The 21807-nt window shown below is 61.6% G+C and carries 10 protein-coding genes; 9 read left to right on the plus strand and 1 reads right to left on the minus strand.

The features are described from left to right. Positions 1-66: 66 nt before the first annotated feature. Positions 67-3882, plus strand: coding sequence for a helix-turn-helix transcriptional regulator (locus ABC336_RS20190; protein ID WP_413240358.1), 3816 nt, complete (start codon positions 67-69; stop codon positions 3880-3882). Positions 3883-3997: 115 nt separating this feature from the next. Further along, the gene (locus ABC336_RS20195) at positions 3998-6745 is read left to right on the plus strand and encodes an S-layer homology domain-containing protein (RefSeq protein WP_413240359.1); all 2748 of its coding nucleotides are present in this window, start codon (positions 3998-4000) and stop codon (positions 6743-6745) included. Between the two features lie 122 nt (positions 6746-6867). On the opposite strand, the gene ABC336_RS20200 is transcribed toward ABC336_RS20195, so the two are convergent. Then, positions 6868-8208: a superoxide dismutase gene (locus tag ABC336_RS20200; RefSeq protein WP_413240360.1), complete on the minus strand. Its 1341-nt coding sequence runs from the start codon at positions 8206-8208 to the stop codon at positions 6868-6870. Between the two features lie 233 nt (positions 8209-8441). Here ABC336_RS20200 and ABC336_RS20205 point away from each other — a divergent pair, with 233 nt between their 5' ends. The 7 genes from ABC336_RS20205 to ABC336_RS20235 all read left to right on the plus strand — a co-directional run bounded on the left by ABC336_RS20205 (position 8442) and on the right by ABC336_RS20235 (position 21798). Further along, positions 8442-9935: an ABC transporter substrate-binding protein gene (locus tag ABC336_RS20205; protein ID WP_413240361.1), complete on the plus strand. Its 1494-nt coding sequence runs from the start codon at positions 8442-8444 to the stop codon at positions 9933-9935. Between the two features lie 182 nt (positions 9936-10117). Next, positions 10118-11053 (plus strand): ABC transporter permease, encoded by a 936-nt coding sequence (locus ABC336_RS20210; protein ID WP_413240362.1) that lies wholly within the window; start codon positions 10118-10120, stop codon positions 11051-11053. Positions 11054-11077: 24 nt separating this feature from the next. Continuing rightward, entirely contained in the window at positions 11078-11995 is a 918-nt protein-coding gene (locus ABC336_RS20215; RefSeq protein WP_413240363.1) for a carbohydrate ABC transporter permease, read from the plus strand. Positions 11996-12034: 39 nt separating this feature from the next. After that, positions 12035-13354 carry a glycoside hydrolase family 125 protein gene (locus tag ABC336_RS20220; protein ID WP_413240364.1) on the plus strand — a complete coding sequence of 440 codons (1320 nt, stop codon included), beginning with the start codon at positions 12035-12037 and terminating at the stop codon, positions 13352-13354. Continuing rightward, complete coding sequence (locus ABC336_RS20225; protein WP_413240365.1) at positions 13354-16464, plus strand: beta-galactosidase; 3111 nt, start codon at positions 13354-13356, stop codon at positions 16462-16464. The genes ABC336_RS20220 and ABC336_RS20225 overlap by 1 nt, the downstream gene beginning before the upstream one ends. A gap of 87 nt (positions 16465-16551) precedes the next feature. Beyond that, the gene (locus ABC336_RS20230) at positions 16552-19686 is read left to right on the plus strand and encodes an alpha-mannosidase (protein WP_413240366.1); all 3135 of its coding nucleotides are present in this window, start codon (positions 16552-16554) and stop codon (positions 19684-19686) included. Between the two features lie 294 nt (positions 19687-19980). Beyond that, on the plus strand, positions 19981-21798 hold the full coding sequence (locus ABC336_RS20235) for a sensor histidine kinase (RefSeq protein ID WP_413240367.1): 1818 nt from the start codon (positions 19981-19983) through the stop codon (positions 21796-21798). Positions 21799-21807 lie beyond the last annotated feature (9 nt).

Raw genomic sequence — 21807 nt, forward strand, 5'->3', positions numbered from 1 at the left:
ACAAGTATATGATTCTACTATCTACTTGGCTTGTATTTCTTCGGAATGAAAAAACGGGGGATGGGTATGGTGAATTCAAGGCTCGGCAGCCATCCGGATCTGCATGGAAGAGATCGGGAGCTGCAGCAGCTGCTGCAAGCTTGGCGACGCAGCCTGGCTGGGGATTCTCCCTGCATCGTGATCCGGGGAGAGCAGGGAAGCGGCAGGTCATCGCTGCTGCACTGCCTCGGCAGGCAGGTCGGGGGAGAAGGACGATTCGCACTTTGCAGCGCCGGCAGCGGCGAAGGTCCATACGAACCGCTGCTGCACACGCTGCGCATGCTTCTCCGAGGCATCCTTGCGGCGGAGGAACCGAGCTATCGCAGCCAGCGCCGCAAAATCAAGCGATCGCTGGGCATGGGCGGCCGCTATCTGAACGGCATGCTCCCCGAGCTGCAGATCGTGCTGGGGGAGCATGCGGGCTCAGGCAGACGTTATCATCTGCCCGCAGGCATGGAAGCCAGACGTCTGCTGGAGGGTGCAATATTCAGACTCTTGAAGACGCTCTGTATCCTGCTCGCGCCGATCGTACTCTGTTTTGACGACTTGCACCTGGCTGATCCGGCAATAGGCAGGATAGCAGCCGCGCTAGCAGCAACAGACCGTCCTGCCGGCCTGCTGCTGCTTGTCGTGTGGGAAGAAGACGAGGAGGGAGCGGGAACCGGAATGGCCATGCCTTGGGCCAAAGAGTGGCGAGGGATCGTGAGCCGCTCGGAGTCGCTCTTCCTGAGGCCGCTGTCAGCGGATGGGGTGCGAGACTGGGTAGCGGCCGCCGAAGGCTTGCCGGTATCAGCAGTTGAGCAGTTAACTGCCGCCCTGCATCGGAGGAGCGGCGGCAACCCGGGGGCACTCCGCCGCCTTCTGCAGTTGTTCCGGCAACAGGGGCTGCTCCGGAATGATGGGGACAGGATACTGTGGGAAGATGGCCGGGAGATCCTGCAGTGGTTGGACAGACTGGACGACGAGGAGGTCCCGGCAGTGGAACGATTGGCCCGATTGGGGCCGGAGACGGTGGAGCTGTTGGCTGTGCTGGCTGTCTTGGGGGAGCGGGCAGAGTTGTCTCTGCTTGCAGCTGCAGCCGCTCTAAGCCGCGATAGCGTCAGAAGACAGCTGACAGACGCGGTCGACCAGGGGCTCCTTGAGCCGTACCCGGCAATCGGGGGTGGAGGGGAAGGCTGGCAGTTCGCGGATCAATCGTTGTACCTGGCAGCAGCGGATCGTCTGCCGCCCGCGTCCCGGGCAGCTGTTCACCGCCGGGCGGCAGTATGGCTGCTGCAGGAGACCGGCGGTGTGCCCCGGGGGGAGCGGCTGGATGAGCTGCTCCTCCAGTTGAACGGCTGTAACGAAGGCGAGCTGGATTATGACCGGCCGGCGTTAGCAGAGCTGTACCGTCAAGCGGGCGTCGAGGCGATGCGACACGGCGATTATGCGAGGGCTCTCAGGTATCTGAAGCACGCCGAACGACTGCTGCATGCGATAGGGAGGACCGGCGAGCGTGACGAGCTTGCTCTGCAACGGTTAGCCCTCGAATATATCGCGGGCAGCAGGGGGGAGGCGGACACCCTGGCCGGAGAGCTCGCCGAGGCTGCTCCAGGTGCCCGGCAGCTTGCCCGGATCTTCGTCATCCAGATGGAGCAGCATGTCTACTCCGACCGGCGCGGAGAAGCGATCTTCAGAGGACTTGAGCTGCTAGGACGGTTGGGTACGGTCCAACAGGAAGCGGCCGCAGCGATACTGCCGGAGGATATCGCGATGGCCGCCATGGCGCTGACCGGGTCGGTAGACCTGCACCGGGAGGATGCCGCAACGCAAGAAGAGACGTTGCTTGCCGATGTCCTGATGGCGACTGCCTCCGCAGCGGGATTTGCAGATTACCGGCTGACAGGAGCCCTTGTAGCAGAGGCTATACGCCGCTCGGAGGGCGGCAATGCGGGGAAGAGTGCAGTGGAAGCCTGTGCGGCTGCCGCCGGCATGCTGCTATGGACGGACGGCAGCATTGATCAGGCGCGCGTGCTGGCGGAGACGGCGATCCGACTGGCCGGAACGCAAGGCGATGTCCGGGTTGCAGCCAATGTATATGGGGCGGTGTTCCCGCTGTATGCCCGTCTGCTCCCGCCGTCCGAACGGGGACGTTTCCTGCGGCAGGCTGCCCAATCGACCACGGCGACGGGACTGTTGCATGCAGGAAGCGTATGGTCAGGGATGCAGGCCGCCTCCTACTATCTGGGCGGCAAGCTCCGGGCGCTGCGCCGTTACCTGCGCTGGGAGGAGAAGCGGCGTCAAGGGGAGTTGTTCGAGGACGACCCTTACCTGGCCAAGGTTATGGAGCTATACGGGGATTTCGTCCAGCGATTGGCGCACGAGGCTCCTGAAGCCGATCTGCCGTATGACCAGTCAGTCCTGCAGGGCGGCGGACAGGCGATGGAGGACGAGCCTGGCGCTGGCGGCTTGCCGGAGCAAGCGTTGCTGAAAGCCCAGTACGGGGCGATGCACGTACAGCTGTGCATGCTGCTGGGTCGCCCTGACGAAGCGCTGAGCACGGCAGCGGTTTGCCGGAGCGCGCTGGAGTCAGCGCCGTTCCTCCCCCATGCACTTGAATATTGGCTATACACAGGGCTGGCGGCTGCCGCGGCAGGAGACGCCGGTTGGCTGGCAGAGGCCGTTCGTCAGACGGCCCGCTGGGCCGCAGCCGCGCCTGCCAATTATGGCTACAAATATATGCTGCTTCTGGGGGAGCAGGCGAGCATGGAAGGTCTGGAGCACCAGGCCGGTCTCTACTACGAAGAAGCCATGAAAGACAGCCGCGCGCAGCGCAATTATATGACGGCTGCGTTGGCGGGAGAGCGGGCTGCCGCCCTCCATCTTCAGGCCGGACGGTTCATGACGGCTGCGCTGCTCGCTCAGGCTGCCTGGCAGGATTATCGCCGGGCCGGGGCCCAGGCGGCGGCCGGGCGGGTCGCACGATACTGGAGCGGCCGCTGGCGGGAGACCGGCACCGCACCCTCCGTTCAGCGACAGGCAGCGCCTGTATCAGCCGGTACTCTGTTGCGCCGGCCAGCAAGCTCAGCTGAGCACGGCGCTTCTTCAGCCGCGGCTCAGACCGCAAGTGCCCGAAGCGGGACCATCGCAGCCGCGGGAGTATTGGCGGCCGGATCGGGGAATCTGAGAGCAACGAGTCCGCCAAACCCGGGAGCGGCACACGGTGACGCTGGGCCTCTAGAACTGACGGCTGCACTGGCGGGTGATGCGGGCGCCGCCCGGGCGCTGCTGTTGGCGCGCAGCAGTCAGCGGTTGCAGTCAGCGGTCGGCTGGACGAGGTCCGGCGGCGCCCAAGCAGCCGACAGCAACGGTCTTCCGCTGTCGCTGCTGAGGCTTGTCGAACGGACGGGCGAGGAACTCGTGCTGGAGGAAGCTGCCAGTGAGGGCATGCTTGGTACCGATCCCTACATCCGCGAACATCGGATCGGTGCGCTGGCTCTGCTGCCTGTACGCGATCTAGGCCGCGTCATCGGCTATCTGTATCTGGAGGATGAGGCAGGAGGGCGGGACTTGGCGGGCGCGCTCCGGGATGGATGGGAGCTGGCGGCGGCCCAGACGATCCGGGTCTGGTCGGCGGCGCAGGCTGCATGCGAGGAACAGGACGGCAGCGCCGACCCGCTCACGCCGCGCGAGCGTGAAGTGCTGGTGCTGCTCGCTCAGGGCTGGTCCAACAAGGAGCTGGCACTCCGGCTCGGGCTGGCGGAGGGGACGGTCAAAATTCATCTGAACCGCATTTATGACAAACTCGGCGTCAAGCGGCGGACCCAGGCGGTAGGACGGGCGAGACAGCTCGGACTTTTGTAGCAACCCGAGATAACGATGGATCACTCTCTATAACTTTTGATATACGTACGGGCCGGGCCGTTCTGCTATGGTAATCTTTAGTCCATCTAAATTTTTGGCTAAAGGAGATCATCGCATGACTCATATGCTAATGCGCAGGGCCATCCCGTGGCTCTTGGCGGCTGCCGTACTCTGGTCGCCTTTTGGCTATTGGGCCGGATCATTGTCGCCAGGACAGGTGTTTGCTTCGCAAGGAGGCGTCCAGGACGTAGAGTTTGCCTGGCAGTCGAATGGCGACGGAGGGAGCTGGATTATCGCTTACAGGTCAGGCGAGAACGGCAGACTGTCCTGGCTTGATACGGTTCATATCGGCACTCCGCAGGGGCTGCTGTCGGGAAGAGAGGTCTATGTGACCGCAGGCGGCAGCCGCTTGACGGTGCCGGCATCGTCCGTCCGCTATAACGGGGGAGTGATGTCCTTCTCCAATCCCCACTATGAGATCGGACCGGCGACTGCGGTCGAGATCGAGATCAGGATGCAGACACAGCCGCCGCCGGGGACATACCCCGGCGCAGGCTTTACCGTGTCTACCGAGGCTGAACCGCTGCCTGTATCGTCAGATAAGCCGGTGAAAGTGGCCAAAGTAATCGAGACGGCGGCGGAGCAGGTCGCATTTGCGGCGATGCCGCCGCAGCTGGGCGAGCCGTCGCAGTGGGTCATCCGCTTCCAGGTGAGCCCGGATGGCATGCTGACGACCGGACTGGAGACGATCACGATCGCGGGTCCGGACGGTACGCTCTTCCCGGAGCAAGCGGGAGATTATACGGTGAACGGGGTTGAGGTACGTCAGACATCCAGGAGGTCGCCGCATGAGGTGACACTTGTCGTCCCTGCCGAGGCGCGACCGGTCAGCGGCCGGGATTATGTCGTCATCGCCACCGGGGTGGTGAATCCGCCCGAAGCGGCATCCCGCGAGGGCTATGCGGTATCGACCAGTCTGGATACGATCCCGTCCCATCCGGACGAAGCCATCCGCTGGCTATCGATGGTCAGCGGCCTGCAGATCGCCGCCAGTCCCCCCGCTGCACGCAGCAAGGGGGAGTGGAGCGTGTCCTTCATCGCTGCCGGAGGTCTGGCGCCTGGAGACGAGATCGTGCTCGAGGCGCCTGCCGGTACCCGATTCCCCGCGGAGGCTGATGCTTACGTGATCGACGATGTGCCGGTTTCCGGGGCAGCTGTTGACGAAGACGGCCAGCGGCTGACGGTAACGGTACCGGCGCCTGGGACCGCTCCAGGCGGACTGTTCACCCCTCGCGGAGAGCGGGCCACGCTGGTCATCCGGGAGGTGACGAACCCGCCCGCCGGCTACTATGGCAGGCAGGAGCTGCTGCTCCGGACGACGGCGGATCCGCTGCGCGCTTCGCCGGAGAGCGGGCTGAGCTTTGTCAATGAACCGCCGGGCTCTGTAATAGCGGCAAGCTTCGCGCCGGAGAGCCGCGCGGCGGAATCCCCGGGCATCTGGACCATCCGGTTCACGACAGGCCCGGCGGGGGCGCTGCGCCGCTTCGCGGATACGATCCAATTGACCTTGCCTGAGGGAAGCGTGTTCGCCTCGGAGCCTGCCGAGTATCGGGTGAATGGCGTGCCTGTGCGTCAGGTCGCTGCAGAGGGTCGCCGCGTGACGATCCATACGCCGATCCGCATAGAGGATGATGAGGCGGTCACGCTCGTCGCTATCGTCCAGGCCGGCCCGGCGGAAGGCTACTATCCCGCCGGACAGTTCAGCGTCATGACGAGCAGCGATACCGAGCCAGCCAGCCCAGCGATCGGCCTGGCGTTCGGCGATATCGTCCTGCCTGCGGAGCTGTCGCTGTCCGCTGCCCAGACGGTCATCCGGACCGGATCCGCGTTGCAGATCGTCTTGCAGGCTGCGGATGAGCAAGGGGAGCCGGCCGCTGGCGCGCAGGTCGACTGGTCGGCGACGGCGGGCAAGCTGCAGCCGCGAGCCTCGCGCACAGATGACAGCGGCCGGATCGTGGCGGACTTTACCGCGCCTTCGGATCCCGGCTCAGTAACCATCACTGCAGTATCGCTTCAAGGCATCCGCAGTGAGCTGGAGATGATCGTCGCCCCGCCTCCCTCGAATCCGCCGGTCTTCTATCCGCCGCCAATGCTCCCGCCCGGAGAGGCCGAGACGGATCCGGAAGCTCCGCAATCGGGGACACCGGAGCCCCCGGAGCCCGGCACGGAAGAGCCGGGCGCAGGGCAGCCGCCAGTAAACGGGGGGCTGCCTGCCTTCACCGATCTGGCAGGCCACTGGGCCGAGGCCGGAATCCTGGAGGCCGCGTCGCTTGGCATCGTCCAGGGCTATCCGGACGGATCCTTCATGCCGGGACGGCCGGTTAGCCGGGCAGAGCTGGCAGTCATGCTGTCGGGAGCCCGGATTACAGACGGTGCCGACGACGGGACTCCAGACGCGGAGAGGCCCGTGATGCAGGAGTTCACGGACGGCAGGCATATCCCTGCCTGGGCGGCTGAAGCGGTCGCCGACGCTCTCCGTTCGGGTATTTTCGTTGGTTATGAGGACGGCAGCTTCCGTCCCGATGCCCCGATCACCCGAGCCGAGCTTGCGGCGATCCTGCTGCGCGCGTCCGGCAGACACGTTCCGATCCAGCCGACAGCTCCAGGACCTGCGAGTTTTTCAGACATCGAGGATATCCCAGGCTGGGCAACCGGAGCGGTCGAGGCGGTGCGCCAGATGGGATTGATGACAGGCTTCCCGGATCTTCGATTCGCCCCGGCGGCTCCGTCATCGAGGGCGGAGACGACGGTGACGCTGATCAGACTGCTGGAAGTTCTGGAAGTTCTGGAAGCAGGCAAGTAGCACATTCCCCACAACCGCACAAGCCGGCACGAGCATCTGCGAAGATGTTCGTGCCGGCTTTTATGCGCGCGATCAAGTTAGACAATCCCTCCTGGCGACGCGATATCTCTGCAGCAAAGAGTTTAAAAAGGCGTCCATTTCAGCTGGCTCGCCTGAACGAAACGCTCGTTCACGAACGGCCAGTTGACCACATTCCACCAATCTTTGATGTAATCGGCGCGTTTATTCTGATGCTTCAGGTAATAGGCATGCTCCCAGACGTCGAGCGGCAGGATCGGGATGACGTCCCACTGTGACAGGTTCTGATGCTTCTCCGCTTGCAGGATCTCCAGCCTGCCGCTGCGCGGACTCCAGACGAGGATGGCCCAGCCGCCGCCCTCGACCTTCTCAGCTGCCTGGCTGAACTGCTCCCGGAAGGCTTTGACGCTGCCGAAGTCACGGGTCAGCTGAGCAGCCAGCGGCTCGGGCGGAGACCCGCCTCCTACCGGTGACATCGTCATCCAGAACAAGGTATGCAGATAATGTCCGGCACCGTTGAAGGCGAGCTCGCGCTCCCAATGCTTGACGAGCTCAAAGTTGCCGGTTTTCCTCGCTTTTTCCAGCTCCTTCTCGGCTTTGTTCAATCCGTCCACATAGCTCTTGTGGTGGATGTCATGGTGGATGCGCATCGTCTTCTCGTCGATATGCGGCTCCAGGGCGTTGTACGCATAAGGTAGGGGCGGCAGCGTGTGGCCGCCGATCGGCACGGGCTTGTAATCGGGCATCTGCGGGGGAGCGTCTGCGGATCCTGCGTTGTCGCTCGGACCCTCTGCACGGGAAGAGCTATCCGCTACCCCCACCTTGACGGGCTTGGCGCCGACGGGTTTGCGGGCGGTGCTATCGGCGCTTGCAGGCGCACCGAATGCAGCCGCAGCGTCCGGCTCGCCCGGCGCATGGACTGCAGCAGAGGCGGGATGTGCGGTCGCCTCCCTGACCTCCGCCGGTTGCTGACTCGGCTTGGCTGCAGCTGCCGATCCCGCGATGGTACCGTCACTCCCCGCATCGCTGCTTGCGGAGCCGGCCAGCTTTGCCACCGTCTCGCCGGACTCCAGGATGAACCGCTGTACGCGCTCCGCCGTCTCCGGCTGCGTCTGCAGAGCAGCGCTGCAGCCGAGGATCGCCTCCAGCTGCCGAGTCCACTCCCGTGACTGCTTCACCGCTTCGCCCAAGAGCCAGTCCGCTCGCGCGGCAGTCAACGCCTCGCGATCTGCGGGCTGCAGACGCCTAGCTTCCCGCCAGCTCGCGGCATACCGGCTAGTCAGCTGCAGGAGTGGTCCCCATTCCCGCAACACGCCAGCCAGCTGCGGCTCCAACTGCGGCGTGTCGCGCAGCAGCTCTGCCGTCTGCTGCTCCTCCCGCCTCTTCCAACGCTCGATCTCTTCCAGTCGCTTCAGAGTCGTCTTCAGCTCCTCTACTTGAGACAAAGTTATGACCTCCTAACAGGTAATAACAAGCAAGCTCGCTATCGAGTACATACTATATGTATTCTCCACCGGGCTTGGCCTATGTCGACGGAAAGGCTGCAGATGGCTGCTTACATGACATTTCTTTACTTTGTACACGATATCTTTAGTTTCACTTCTTTATGCAAATGTTTTCATACGGTATCTTTAGGAAGCAGAAGCAAATGGTTGACTCATAAAAGGGAGGGTACACAATGGTCTACAAAAAGAAATGGTCGATGGCTGCCTCGGTGCTCCTGGCCGGCTCACTGGTGCTGAGCGCTTGCTCCGGCGGCAATAACGCGCCGAGTCAGTCCGGCTCGAACGGACAAGCAGGAGAAGGGGCGGGCGAAGCCCCGGTCGAACTGATCTGGTATACGATCGGCACGCCACAGAAGGACCTGGCCATGGTTAATGAAGAGATCAATAAGTATACGCTCGACAAAATCAATGCTACCGTTAAAATGAACATGCTGGATTGGGGCGAGTATTCTCAAAAAATGCAGGTGATGACCGCCTCCGGCGAAGCGATGGATATTATGTTTACCGCCTCCTGGGCGTTTGACTATGTCCAAAATGCGCGCAAAGGCGCCTTCATGCCGATCGATGATCTGCTGCAGAGCCACGGGCAAGGCATCCTGGACGTTCTCGACCCGGCCTTCCTCGAGGGCTCCAAGGTTGACGGCGTCAACTACGGGGTTCCCGCGAACAAAGAGCTTCCGGCGCAGGAAGTGTGGCGCTTCAACAAGCAACTGGTGGACAAGTACAATCTCGACATCAGCCAGGTCTCGACGCTGGAGAGCCTGGAGCCGCTGCTGAAGACGATCAAGGAAAATGAGCCGGGTGCCATCCCGTTCGCAATCACCAAGGACTTCATGCCGCTGGCCGGTTACGACTACCTGATCGAGAAGATGCCGATGGCAGTCAAGCTCGATACCGAGGATTACAAGGTAGTCAACATCCTGGAGACTCCGGAGATGAAGCAGGAGCTGCAGACGATGCGCAAATACTATCAGGCCGGCTACATCCCGACCGAGGTGACGACGCTCGACTCCATGTCAGATGCGCACAATGCCGGGACCTGGCTCACCGACCGTGCGGCTACCCAGCCGTTCGCCGACAATCTCTGGTCCGCCAGCCTCGGATATCCGCTGATCTCGACGCCGGCCAGCGAACCGGTCATCTACAACTGGTCGGTGATGGGCTCGATGCAGGCGATCTCCGCCAACTCCAAGCATCCGGAGAAAGCGATGGAATTCCTGAATCTGCTCAATACCGATCCGGTGCTGCGCAACATGGTGGATTCGGGTATCGAGGATGTGCATTACAAGAAGCTGAGCGACAATGTATTCGAAAATCTGCCGGAGTCCAAAAACTACGACATGCCGACGTTCTCCCTTGGCAATGTCATGCTTACGTATCTGAACCCGGAGGATCCGGAGAACAAATGGGAAGAGTTCCAGAAGTTCAATGAATCCGGCACGCCGTCGCCGATCCTCGGCTTTAACTTTGATACGTCCGAGGTAACCACAGAAATTGCTACGCTGCAAAACGTCAAGGAAGAATTCTGGTCCGCGATCATGACCGGTACCGTCGATCCGGAAGAGTATTCGGCCAAGGCGATCGAGAAGTTCAAAGCCGCCGGTCTCGACCGTGTCATGGAAGAGGCGCAGCGTCAGCTCGACGAATGGGTAGCAGCCAATCAGTAGGTTCGCAAGTTCCAGTTCAAAAGGTTCAGTTTTCAGTACCAAGAAGGTCCACGTTTTCGTAGAAAACGAAATGGAAAGCGAAATACAATGAAAGGGTAGGCGAATGCGGGGATGTCCGTATTCGCCTGCTCTCTATTCCGGTCTGCTAAGGCAGGCTGTGCGCGAAAGGGAGGAGAGAAGGAATGAAATGGGGAAGCTTCTTTAGAGATCTGTACCGCAACAAGGCGATGCTGTTCTTCGTCATGCCCGCCACGATCTGGTTCATCTGCTTCTCGTATTTGCCGATGGCCGGCGTCATTATCGCTTTTAAGCAATATCGTTATTCCACCGACGGGTTTCTGGCGAGCATCATCAACAGCGCCTGGGTCGGTTGGGACAACTTCAAGTTTCTGTTCAGCACTCAGGATGCGTACATCATCACGAGAAATACCGTGCTATACAACGCCGTCTTTATTATTCTTGGACTAATTATGTCAGTGGCGATGGCGGTGATCCTCTCCGAGATCGTCAACAAGCGGCTGGCGAAATTTTTCCAGACCGGGATGTTCCTGCCCCACTTCCTGTCCTGGGTCATCGTCGGTTACTTCGTCTTCAGCTTCCTGAGCTATGACAAAGGGATCGTCAACCAGTTCTTTACGTTCATGGGCTGGGATCTGAGGCAATGGTATAACGACCCGACGTACTGGCCGCTCATCCTGGTGCTGGTCAATGTGTGGAAGACGGTCGGCTACAGCAGTGTCGTCTATCTGGCGGCGATCATGGGGATCGACAAGTCGCTGTATGAGGCAGCGATGATCGACGGGGCCAACAAATGGCAGCAGATCCGCCGGATCACACTCCCAATGCTGGTGCCGCTGATGACGATCCTGACACTGCTCGCGATCGGCAAGATCTTCTACGCTGACTTCGGACTGTTCTACCAGGTGCCCCGGGATTCCGGGACGCTCTACTCGGTGACCAACGTTATCGACACTTACGTCTACCGTGGCCTCAAGCTGACGGGCGAGATCGGCATGAGTACGGCAGCCGGCTTGTACCAGTCGGTGGTTGGTTTTGTGCTGGTGATTACTTCAAATTATGTGGTGCGCAGATTTAATAGAGATAATGCGTTGTTCTGATTACGCATGAAGGAGGGTAAGGCAATGACCGGACTGAAACGCAAGAGCCGCAATTTTTCCCAACTGAATCCGGTGGCCAACGCAGGCGCAATTCTCGCCGCCGGGTTGTTTGCATTTTTGTGCGTGTTTCCCTTTTTGTTCGTCGTCATCATCTCGTTTACGGACGAGTCGACGCTGTCGAGAAACGGGTACCGCATCATTCCCGAGAAATGGAGCTTTGAAGCTTACAAATACGTATTCCAGAGCGGCGATCAGCTGCTGCAATCGTATGGCGTGACGATCCTGGTCACTGTGATCGGGACGATCCTCAGCCTGGTGCTGATCGCACTGTTCAGCTACGCAATCTCCCGACGCAGCTTCAAATACCGCAATTTCTTCGCATTTTTTGCATTTTTCACCTTGCTGTTCAATGGCGGTCTCGTGCCCACATACATCGTGGTGACGCAGCTGCTGGGACTCAAGGACACGCTGTGGGCGCTGATCCTGCCGCTGACGGTCAATGCATTCTACATTATGATCATGCGGACGTTCTTCTCGATCTCGGTGCCGGAGTCGATCATCGAGGCCGGCAAGATTGACGGCGCGAGCGAGCTCGGCATCTTCATCCGCCTGGTGCTGCCGCTGTCGCTGCCCGGCCTGGCGACGATCGGTCTGTTCAGTACGCTGGGCTACTGGAATGACTGGTTCAATGCGTTGCTGTATATCGACAGTGCCAATCTGGTGCCGTTGCAGGCGATGCTGATGCGAATCGAGAACAGTATGCAGTTCCTGTTGCAGAACTCCAGCAACCCGTCGATCAATGCCGGCCTGCTGTCCTCGCTGCCCCAGGACACCTCTCGGATGGCGATGGTTGTGTTGGCAACAGGGCCTATCGTATTAGCTTATCCTTTCTTCCAGCGCTACTTCGTCCAGGGCCTGACGATCGGTGCGGTCAAGGAATAGCAGCAGACCTACACAGCATGAACGGAGGATGTAGATACGATGAAGCAATTCAGATTGCCCGCCGTCGAGATGCCTGAGCTGACCCTGCCGGGGTCTGTGCAGACAGTGCTCGCCGAGGCGGAGGAGAAGCTGGCAGGAAGGCCGCGGCTGCTGGCGCAGTTCCGCAACTGTTTTCCGAATACGCTGGCGACGACGACCAAGCAGATGGCAGACGGCACGACCTTTGTCATCACGGGCGATATCCCGGCGATGTGGCTGCGCGACTCCGTGGAGCAGGTGATGCATTATGTGCCGCTGGCCAAGGAGGACGATGAGCTGCGCGGCCTGATTCGCGGCCTGATCCGGCGCCATGTGATGTGTATCGCGATTGATCCGTATGCCAACGCGTTTAACGAGACAGCGAGCGATTGGCACTGGAACACCGAGGATCAGACGGAGATGTCGCCGTGGGTATGGGAGCGCAAGTTCGAGCTGGACTCGATCTGTTTCTCGATGAAGCTTGCATACCGCTATTGGAAGGAGACGGGCGCTGCGGATATTTTCGACGGGGCGTTCAAGGAAGCGATGAAGGCCGCGTACGACCTGTGGCGGACCGAGCAAGATCATGAGGAGCGTTCGCCGTATCGCTTCGTGAGGGACAACGGCATCCCCGAGGATACGCTGCAGCGCGGCGGTCTGGGCATGCCGGTGAACTATACGGGCATGATCTGGTCGGGCTTCCGACCAAGCGACGATGCCTGCGACTACCATTACAACATCCCTGCGAATATGCTGGCCGCCGTAACGCTAAGTCAGATGCAGGAGATCGCCCAGTGGGTGTATCGGGACGAGGGCTTCCGCAAGCAGCTGCAGCAGCTGGAGCAGGAGGTGCGGCGCGGCATCGAGCTCTATGGCGTCTATCGCCATCCCGAGTTCGGCGAGATCTATGCTTATGAGACCGACGGCTTCGGCAATCATTGCCTGATGGACGATGCGGGCACCCCGGGCCTGATGTCGATCCCATACATCGGCTATGCCGGGCTTGACGACGAGCGCTGCCGCAATACGCGCGCTTTTGCCCTCAGCCACAGCAACCCTTTCTACTACGAAGGCACGGCTGCGAAGGGAATCGGCAGTCCGCATACGCCGCCGGGCTATATCTGGCATATGGCGCTCTCGATGCAGGGGCTGACCGCTCCCACAGCAGCGGAGAAGCTGGAGATGATCCGGCTGCTGGAGGCGACAGACGGCGGCACGGGGTACATGCATGAGGGCTTCGACGCCAATGATCCGGGGACTTACACCCGCGACTGGTTCGCCTGGTCGAACAGCTTGTTCGCACAGCTCGTCCACCAGGCGATGAAGGAGGAGCTGCTCTGATGCCGGAGACCATCCTACTCTACGATCCGTCGTTTCCGGCCATGTCGCTGCCGCCCGATCTGCAGCATAAGTTGACCACTTTTGGCGTTGTGGCGTCCGCAGACGCGCTAGCTGCCGTCCTGGATACTCAGGATGGCGGTGTCTTCGTCAATCTGCACGCACCATACTTTCCCAAGGCGGCATGGCCGGCCATCGTCCGCTTCCTGGAGCGGGGCGGCGGACTGGTCAGCATCGGACCGGAGCCGTTCCGTCATCCCGTGGAGCTGGTAGACGGTATCTGGACGGCCGAAGCGGCGCAGACGGCCTATCACCGGGCGCTGCGCATCCATGAGATGCTGCCTGTCGATACCGCGCCGGTCTGTCGGCTGGCCGCGCTGGAGGAGATCCCGCTGCTGGCGGGCGCGGAATCGCTGCTGGCTGTCGCACCGACGTGGAATATGGTGCCGCACGTCACCAAGAGCAGCGATCTGCCGCATCAGATGGGCTCCGCCGGACCGATGGATGCCCGGCTGTATCCGCTGCTCAAAGGCATCTCGGCAGAAGGCCGCGAGATCGCTGCGCCGGTCGTGCTCTGGGAGAACAGCGGCGGCAGCTTCGCCGGCAGCCGCTGGCTGTTCGTCAATCAGCCGCCGGGCGAGCGGTTCTGGCGGGAGGGCGGTCTGGAAAGTCTTCAGGCTTGGGCGGCTTTCTGCGCCCGGGGCGTCACCGAGCTGTGGCTGAAGCCGGGCTATGCCAGCTATGAGCCGGGCGAGAAGCCGATGCTGACGCTGCAGGCTCAGCACATGTGCGGTGCGGCGGAGCCGGTGCAGTGGTCGGCCGAGCTCGCGATGTTCGCAGGAAGCGCAACCGAGCCTTGCTGGACGCAGACGTGCGAGCTGGCAGTCGATGGGGAGTATCGCAGCCTTCGGCTGCATCCCCCGGTCGAGCTGGCCGCCGGTTATTATCGGGTGGAGTGCCGGCTGACTAGCGACCATGGCGAACAGCGGGTGCTGCGCCAGGGCATCTGGGGGATGGACCGGGAGCTGCTGGAGCAGGGGACGCCGGTCTCGCGGAGCCGCGACTATTTCGTCAAGGACGGGAAGCCGCTGCCGGTAGTCGGCATGACGTATATGACCTCCGATGTGGCACGTAAATTTCTGTTCCTGCCTAACGCGGCAGTATGGGACCGGGATATGGCGCAGATGGCCAAGGCGGGCATCAACTGGATCCGCACCGGCGTCTGGACGGCGTACCGCAACATCATGCAGGTGGACGGGCACGCCTCCGAGGAGGTGCTGCGCGCCATCGACGCTTTCGTCCTGACGGCCAAGCGGCACAGCCTGCAGCTGACCTTTACGTTCTTCTCATTTACTCCGGAGACATGGGAAGGGGTCAATCCGTATCTCGACCCGCGCAGCGTCGAAGCGCAGAAGCGGTTCATCCGCGCCATCGTGTCCCGTCACCGGACGTCCACGCATGTGGATTGGGACCTGATCAACGAACCGTCGATGTTCGACCCGGCCCGCATCTTCTCGGCTGGCCCGCGCAGCTGCGGCGACCGCTATGAGCGGGAAGCGTACAGCGCCTGGCTGGCGGAGCGCCATGGCAATATCCGGGTGCTCCAGGAGCGCTGGAGCATGACGGCGGACGAGCTGCCGGACTTTGGCGACGCCCGCCCGCCCGAGCCGCAGGAGATCAACTTCGACGTGCAGGATATGCATCAGGGCAAGCGGGGCACGCGCATCCTTGATTACACGCTGTTCTCGATGGCGATGCATAACCGCTGGGCAAGCGAACTGACAGCTGCGATCAAGGAGCTCTGCCCGGAGCATCTCGTTACTGTCGGCCAGGATGAGGCGCTGGGGGCGCAGCGGCCGTCGCCGCTCTTCTACGGCGAGACGGTGGACTACACGACTGTCCACTCGTGGTGGCTGAACGACCAGCTGCTGTGGGATGGCATCTTCGCGAAGACGCTGCAGCGGCCCAATCTGGTGCAGGAGACGGGCATCATGTACGTCGAGACTCCGGACGGCCGTGCCAAGCGCAGCGAAGCCGAGCTGCGCGCGATGCTGGAGCGCAAGTATGCCTATGCGTTTGCGGCTGGCGGTGCCGGAGCAGTGCAGTGGATCTGGAATACCAACTACTATATGGACAACGCCAACGAATCGCATATCGGCGCACTGCGTGCCGACGGTACGGAGAAGCCGGAAGCTGATGTCTCCTACCGGTTCGGTTCATTCATGAAGGAGATCCGGGAGCTGTTTGCGGATCGCGAGCTGGAGGAGGTCGCGGTGGTCTATCCGTATTCCAACGACTTCTCCAACCGGCCGCTGGCGTTCGAAGCGACGACCCGGCTGACAAGAGTGCTGGCTTATGAACTCAACACCCCTTTCCGGGCGGTCAGCGAGTATCGGCTGGAAGACCTTGAAGAAGCGCCGGCCAAGTTGATCATCGTGCCCAGCCCGCATAGCTTCGACAGCGGCGCCTTTGACCAGCTGATCGCACATGTCCGCCGCAGCGGCGCTGTGCTGCTCTGGACGGGCCCGCTGCAGCTCGACGCTTACTGGCGGGAGGCCGGGCGGCTGCTGGAGGAGAAGGGAACGCAGCGTCTGGCCAATGTTGTGCGCGAAGAGTTACTGATCCTGGCAGGCGAGTCACTGCCGGTCTCGTACAGCAAGCGGCGGATCGCCGAGACGGTGAAGGGCGTGGCCGCCGGAACGGCGACGGGCGCTTCCGCGGTGACGGAGCTGACGCTGGGCGCGGGCAGGCTGATCTGGAGTCCGCTGCCGCTGGAGCTGAACGACCGCAGCGAGCCGCTCGTCCGCCTGTACCGTCACGCGCTGCAGGCTGCGGGCGTCCGGCCCGAGCTGGAGTGGCTGGAGGGCGGCGAGCTGCCCGGCGTCTACGGCCGCCGGCTGGCGTTCGGATCGGGCGCGCTCTACGTGTTCGTCTCGGAGTATGCGAGCGATGTGCACATCTCGGTACGCGATTCAGCGGCTGGTCGGACGTACAGCTTCGTGTTGGCGAGTGAGCGGAGTGTGCTGTTCGCCACGGATGCGGACGGCTCGCTCCGGGCGGTCTACCGGCCCGATGAAGTCGAGATCGCCGTCACAGAGGGTTTGCAGCAATAGGCCGGGTCGCCGAATGAGGTGCAAAAAGTTACTTGAATCGCGTCAAAGTCGGCCGGAGCGCCAAAGGCAACGGGAAGGAAGGATAGGATGAAGAGGATCAAACGGTTTATCGACGAGCTGGCGGCAGGCCAATATGCGGAGCGGGTCCCGTTGGGGGCGTGGCGGGCCAGGCGCTCGATCTATGAAGGGCCGGGCGAGTACCGCGTTCTCGATGCCGAGGAGGGTACGGCAGCGGTTGGCGACTGGCTGATCGATACCGGGATGACGATTCGGCTCGAGCAGGCCGTTGAGCTGCCTGAGCATTGGCAAGGCAGCGCGGCGGGGCTGCTCGTTCGGGCGGGAGCGCCCGGAAGAGCAACCATTCACGAAGGGCTCGTAAGCTTGGACGGTGTGCCCCATCACGGACTCGATCGCAATCGCAGCTTTGCCTCGCTCCCGGCTGGCCAGTCGGCATGGCAGGTGTCCATCGAGCTCTACAATCCGATCGCCCAGTCGATCGATGCGCTCAACCATCAGAATGAGCCTGCAGAATACGATCCGGCGCCGCTGCAGCTGCTGGCGAGCGAGCTGGTACGGGTCAATCAGCCGCTGCAGCGGCTGCTGTACACGGTCAAGGTATATGGCGAAGCGGCCGAGCTGTTGCCCGAAGGGGATCTGAACCGCTCGGACATCCTGCATGCGCTGCAGCGGACCGAGTCGGGATACCGAGCCTTGACGCCGGAAGCGATCCTGGCCGGGACAGGTCTGACCGAACTGGAGCAGGAGCTGCTGGCGGCGGTCCGGCATACGGGTGCGCACAGCCGCGGCGTCATGCACATGGTCGGCCAGTCGCACATCGACCTGGCCTGGCTGTGGCCCGCCAAGGAGACGGTGCGCAAGTGCAGCCGCACCTTCTCGACGATGAGCACGCTGCTGGATGAATATCCGGCGTTCACCTACGCTCAGAGTCAGCCGCAGACATATGCCTATGTCAAGGAGCACTATCCTGCGCTGTACGACCGGGTGAAGGCGCACATCGCCACCGGCCGCTGGGAGGTCGTCGGCGGCATGTGGATTGAGCCGGATCTCAACATCCCTTCCGGCGAATCGCTCGTGCGGCAGCTCATCCACGGCATGCGCTTCTATGAGGAGGAGTTCGGCGTCCGGCCGCGGATCGAGTGGCTGCCGGATACGTTTGGCTACTGCGCCTCGCTGCCGCAGCTGCTGCGCCTGGCGGACATGGAGTACTTCATGACGACCAAGATGAACTGGAACGATACGAATCCGTTTCCTTATGATTTGTTCCAATGGACCGGAATCGACGGCAGCGCTGTATTATCCTACCTTTGTCACGGCATCAACGAGTATACCCACCCGCAGGAGCTCGGCACGCACTGGGACAGCTTCAAGCAGAAGGCGTCGCACCCCGAACAGATGCTGCTCTACGGCCATGGCGACGGCGGCGGCGGGGTGACGCGGGAGATGCTGGAGATGGCCGAACGCTCCGAGTCGCTGCCCGGCCTGCCGGCTGTGAAGTTCAGCAGTGCGCATGCCTTCTTCGACGGGGTGCGGGATAGCGGCGCGGAGCTGCCGGTATGGCAGGGGGACATGTATCTGGAGCTGCATCGCGGCACGTATACGACCCATGCCCGCAACAAGCTGTGGAACCGCCGGGCCGAGGCGCTCTACCGCGAAGCCGAGCTGTGGGGCACGCTGAAGACGCTGGCTGGCGGGGAGCAAGGGCCGTCCCTGGAGGAGGGCTGGAAGCTGCTGCTCTTCAACCAGTTCCACGACATCATCCCGGGGACGTCAATCCCGCAGGTCTATGAGCGGTCGACGAAGGATTACGAGCAGATCCTTGCTTATGGCGAGGAAGCCCGGTCCGCTGCGCTGGTCGCGCTAAGCGCACGCATCGATACCCGTGGCGAAGGCCAGGCCGTTGTGCTATTCAACAGTCTATCCTGGGACCGAACCGACACAGTCACGCTGAAGGGGGGGCGCGAGTGGCTGGCGCTCCAGGCCTATGACAGCACGGGCCGGCGGCTGGCCGGGGACAAGCGGCTGACGGCGGAGGGCGGCGTCGAGTGGACGATTACCGCCGAGCACGTCCCGGGGCTCGGCACTTCGGTCATCTGGCTCCGCGAGCCAGTCGGGGAGGCTGCAGCAGCTGTTGCCGCGACTACGACCGTGGCAACGACTGCGGCATTCGACGGCAGCTGGGAGACGGCGCGGTATAGCGTCCGCTGGAACGAGCGGGGCGAGCTCACCCGACTCTATGACAAGATCCATGGGCGGGAAGTGCTGAGCGGCGGGGAGCCGGGCAATCGCCTGCAATTGTTCCACGACCGTCCGCTGGAATGGGATGCCTGGGATATCGATCCCGCCTTTGAGGCGCACCCGGCAGGCGAGCCCGAGCTGCTGTCGGCAGCTGTCGTCCAGCAAGGAGAGACAGCGGATATCCTCCGGATGTCGTGGTCGCTCTCGGCGTCGACGATCGAGCAGGAGATCGTCTTCCGCCATCATGACGGGCGGATCGACTTCGTCACCCGGGTAGACTGGCAGGAGTCGCACAAGCTGCTCAAGGTGGCATTTCCGGTGGAGGTGCTAAGCGACCAGGCGACGTATGAGATCCCATTCGGCGCGATCCAGCGCAAGACACATCGCAATACAAGTTGGGAAACTGCTCAATACGAGGTGTGCGGGCACCGCTGGGCCGACTTGTCGGAGCAGGGGTACGGCGTGGCACTGCTCAACGATTGCAAGTATGGATACGACGTGAAGGGCAGTACGCTTCGGTTGTCCCTGCTGCGGGCAACTGGCTGGCCGGACCCGGGCGCGGACCGCGGCGAGCAGTTCTTCACCTACTCGCTGCTGCCGCACAGCGGAAGCTGGCAGGATGCGGATGTTGTCAAACGGGGGTGCGAGCTCAACCAACCGCTGCAGGCGCAGCCGACCCCGGCGCATGAGGGACCACTTCCTGCACGGCATGCTTTCTTGGATCTGGACAGCAGGCAAGTTATCCTCGATACGCTCAAGCCGGCTGAATCGGGCGACGGCTATGTTATCCGACTCTACGAGTCGGGAGGCGGCCGTGAGCGAATCAGCCTGCAACTGCCGGAACCCGGAGCGGCCCAGGAGACCAATCTGCTGGAGCGGCCATTGGGGGAACTCTCCAGCGAGGGCGGCCGCATCGTATTGTCGATGAAGCCGTATGAGGTCAAGACAGTGCGCATCGGGCGCTAACGGCACTGGCAGCGGGCTTGTTTTTCCCTTGGATGGCAGAGAACAGGCATCGCAGACAGCTTCAACCATAGGCAATTGCTCCGTCGGCATGATAGACTGAGGTGTCGGAGCCGGATGACGCGCGGCCACGGGATGGCTGCGCGTTTTTCCGGTGAGAGGCACTGGAGATGGAAGGCAAGGAGGCGCCCCGCCCCGCGCAGGGCTCGTCCTTGCCATTCCCTCCGGACGGATATACGCAGCGTAAGGCAGATGTCCGGACAGCATTTGCACTCAGCTTGGGAAGGGGGCTTAAGGATGCGCATCGTCCAACGCTGGCGGGAACAATTAAGCGGTTACACCCCGCTCCGGGATAATATGTTCGTCAAGCTGATGATCGTCTTCGCTTTGATCTCTGTCCTGACAATTGCGGTGGTATCTTATATGCTGTACCTCTATATGTCCCGTTCCATCATCAATGCGGAGCTGGAGACGCAGAAGAAGGCGATCGCCAGTGTCGGGCAGTACCTTGAACAGCGGCATGAGACGGTACAGGCTTTTATGAATAATGTGTATCGTGACAATCGGCTGGCTCAGGACCTCGTCTATTATCTGCAGCATTCCTTCGAAGATTACATCCGGTTTCGGCTGGATCAATCCTATGAGAATCTGTTCAACAATCCCAGGCAGATCCATGTCACGCTGAAGCAGACGCTGGAGGACATGCCCGAGGTCAAGCATATCCTGCTGTACAGCGCCGACAGGCAGACGCTTCATGCGTTCAGTCAGGACCGGGAACCGATGATTATCGCAACCAACGCCGCCCGCTCCTACATTCCGGATGTCATGGCGAGCGAGACCGGAGCGGCTTCGGTGCCCAATGTGTGGCTCCTTCGCACACTTCCGCAGCTCGCAGGCAATCTCTATTCCTTCCGGGTGCCGATCAACGATCCAGTCGCGATGAAGCAGATCGGCCAGTTGATGTTTATCTATGATGCGGATGCGATCGGTACAGTGGTCGAGTCGTCTGCAGAGGATCTCAAAGGAAGCATCCTGGTGCTGTCTCCTGAAGCTGATGTCATCTACGACTCGTCGGCACGCTATTACGGCCGGGACTATCCCTATATGCAGGCGATCCAGTCGCTGGACGATAGCGAGCGGCTTGATGAGCCGTCTTACATTACGAGGCAGCCGCAGCATCATGCCGGTTTCATCGTCGCCGGGGTGGCGCCGGTCCGCGAAGTGGCCGAGAGTTATGAAGGGCTGCGGCGGACGATCCTCGTCGTCAGTCTGCTCTGCATGTTTGTCGTACTGATCGTGCCCTCGCTGTTCGTACTCAACGTCGCCAAACGGACGTACAAAATCATCCGTTTCATGCGCAAAGTGGAGCAGGGCAATCTGGGAGCCCGGTTGCAGGACAAGCAAAAGGATGAGCTGGGGCAGATCGCGAGCAGCTTCAACCGGATGCTGGAGGAGCTGAGCCGTCATATCGAGCGGGAGTATAAAGCCGAGATCCGCCAAAAGCACGCGGAGCTGGAGGCGCTGCAGGCGCGGATTAACCCGCATTTTCTCCACAATACGTTGGAGGTGATCCGGATGCGGGCGATCTCGCGCGGGGTGCACGATGTCGGAGAGATGATCTATAGTCTGGCGATGCTCTTTCGCAGCTTCGTCCGCCCCGATCCGGAGCTTACGCTGACCGATGAGCTGGAGAACTGCCGGCTATATCTGGAGCTGTTCCGGATTCGCTACCAGGACCATTTCACGTATGAGATCGATTATGCTCCCAAGCTCGGCGAGCTTCCAGTCGCCCGGATGCTGATCCAGCCGGTCATCGAAAATTATATCGTGCATGGCATCCGGCTCGGCCAGACGGATAATAAGCTGTGTATCCGGGTTACAGAGGGGGCAGGTGTACTGACGATTCGCGTGTGGGACAATGGGGTTGGTATTCAGCCGGAGCGTCTGAGAGACATTCTGCAGGGACTGGAGCTTCCGGAACAAAGCGGACAGTCCTTTGGGCTGCGCAGCGTCCATGAACGGATCCGGCTGTTATACGGCAGCGGGTACGGGATCCGAATGGAGAGCGAGCCTGGCGAAGGCACGACGGTCTGGATCACATTTCCTGCGGGCTAGGAGGAGAAG

Origin of the sequence: Paenibacillus jepli (assembly GCF_047238105.1) — a bacterium.
In the GTDB taxonomy this organism is placed as follows: Bacteria; Bacillota; Bacilli; order Paenibacillales; family Paenibacillaceae; genus Paenibacillus_D.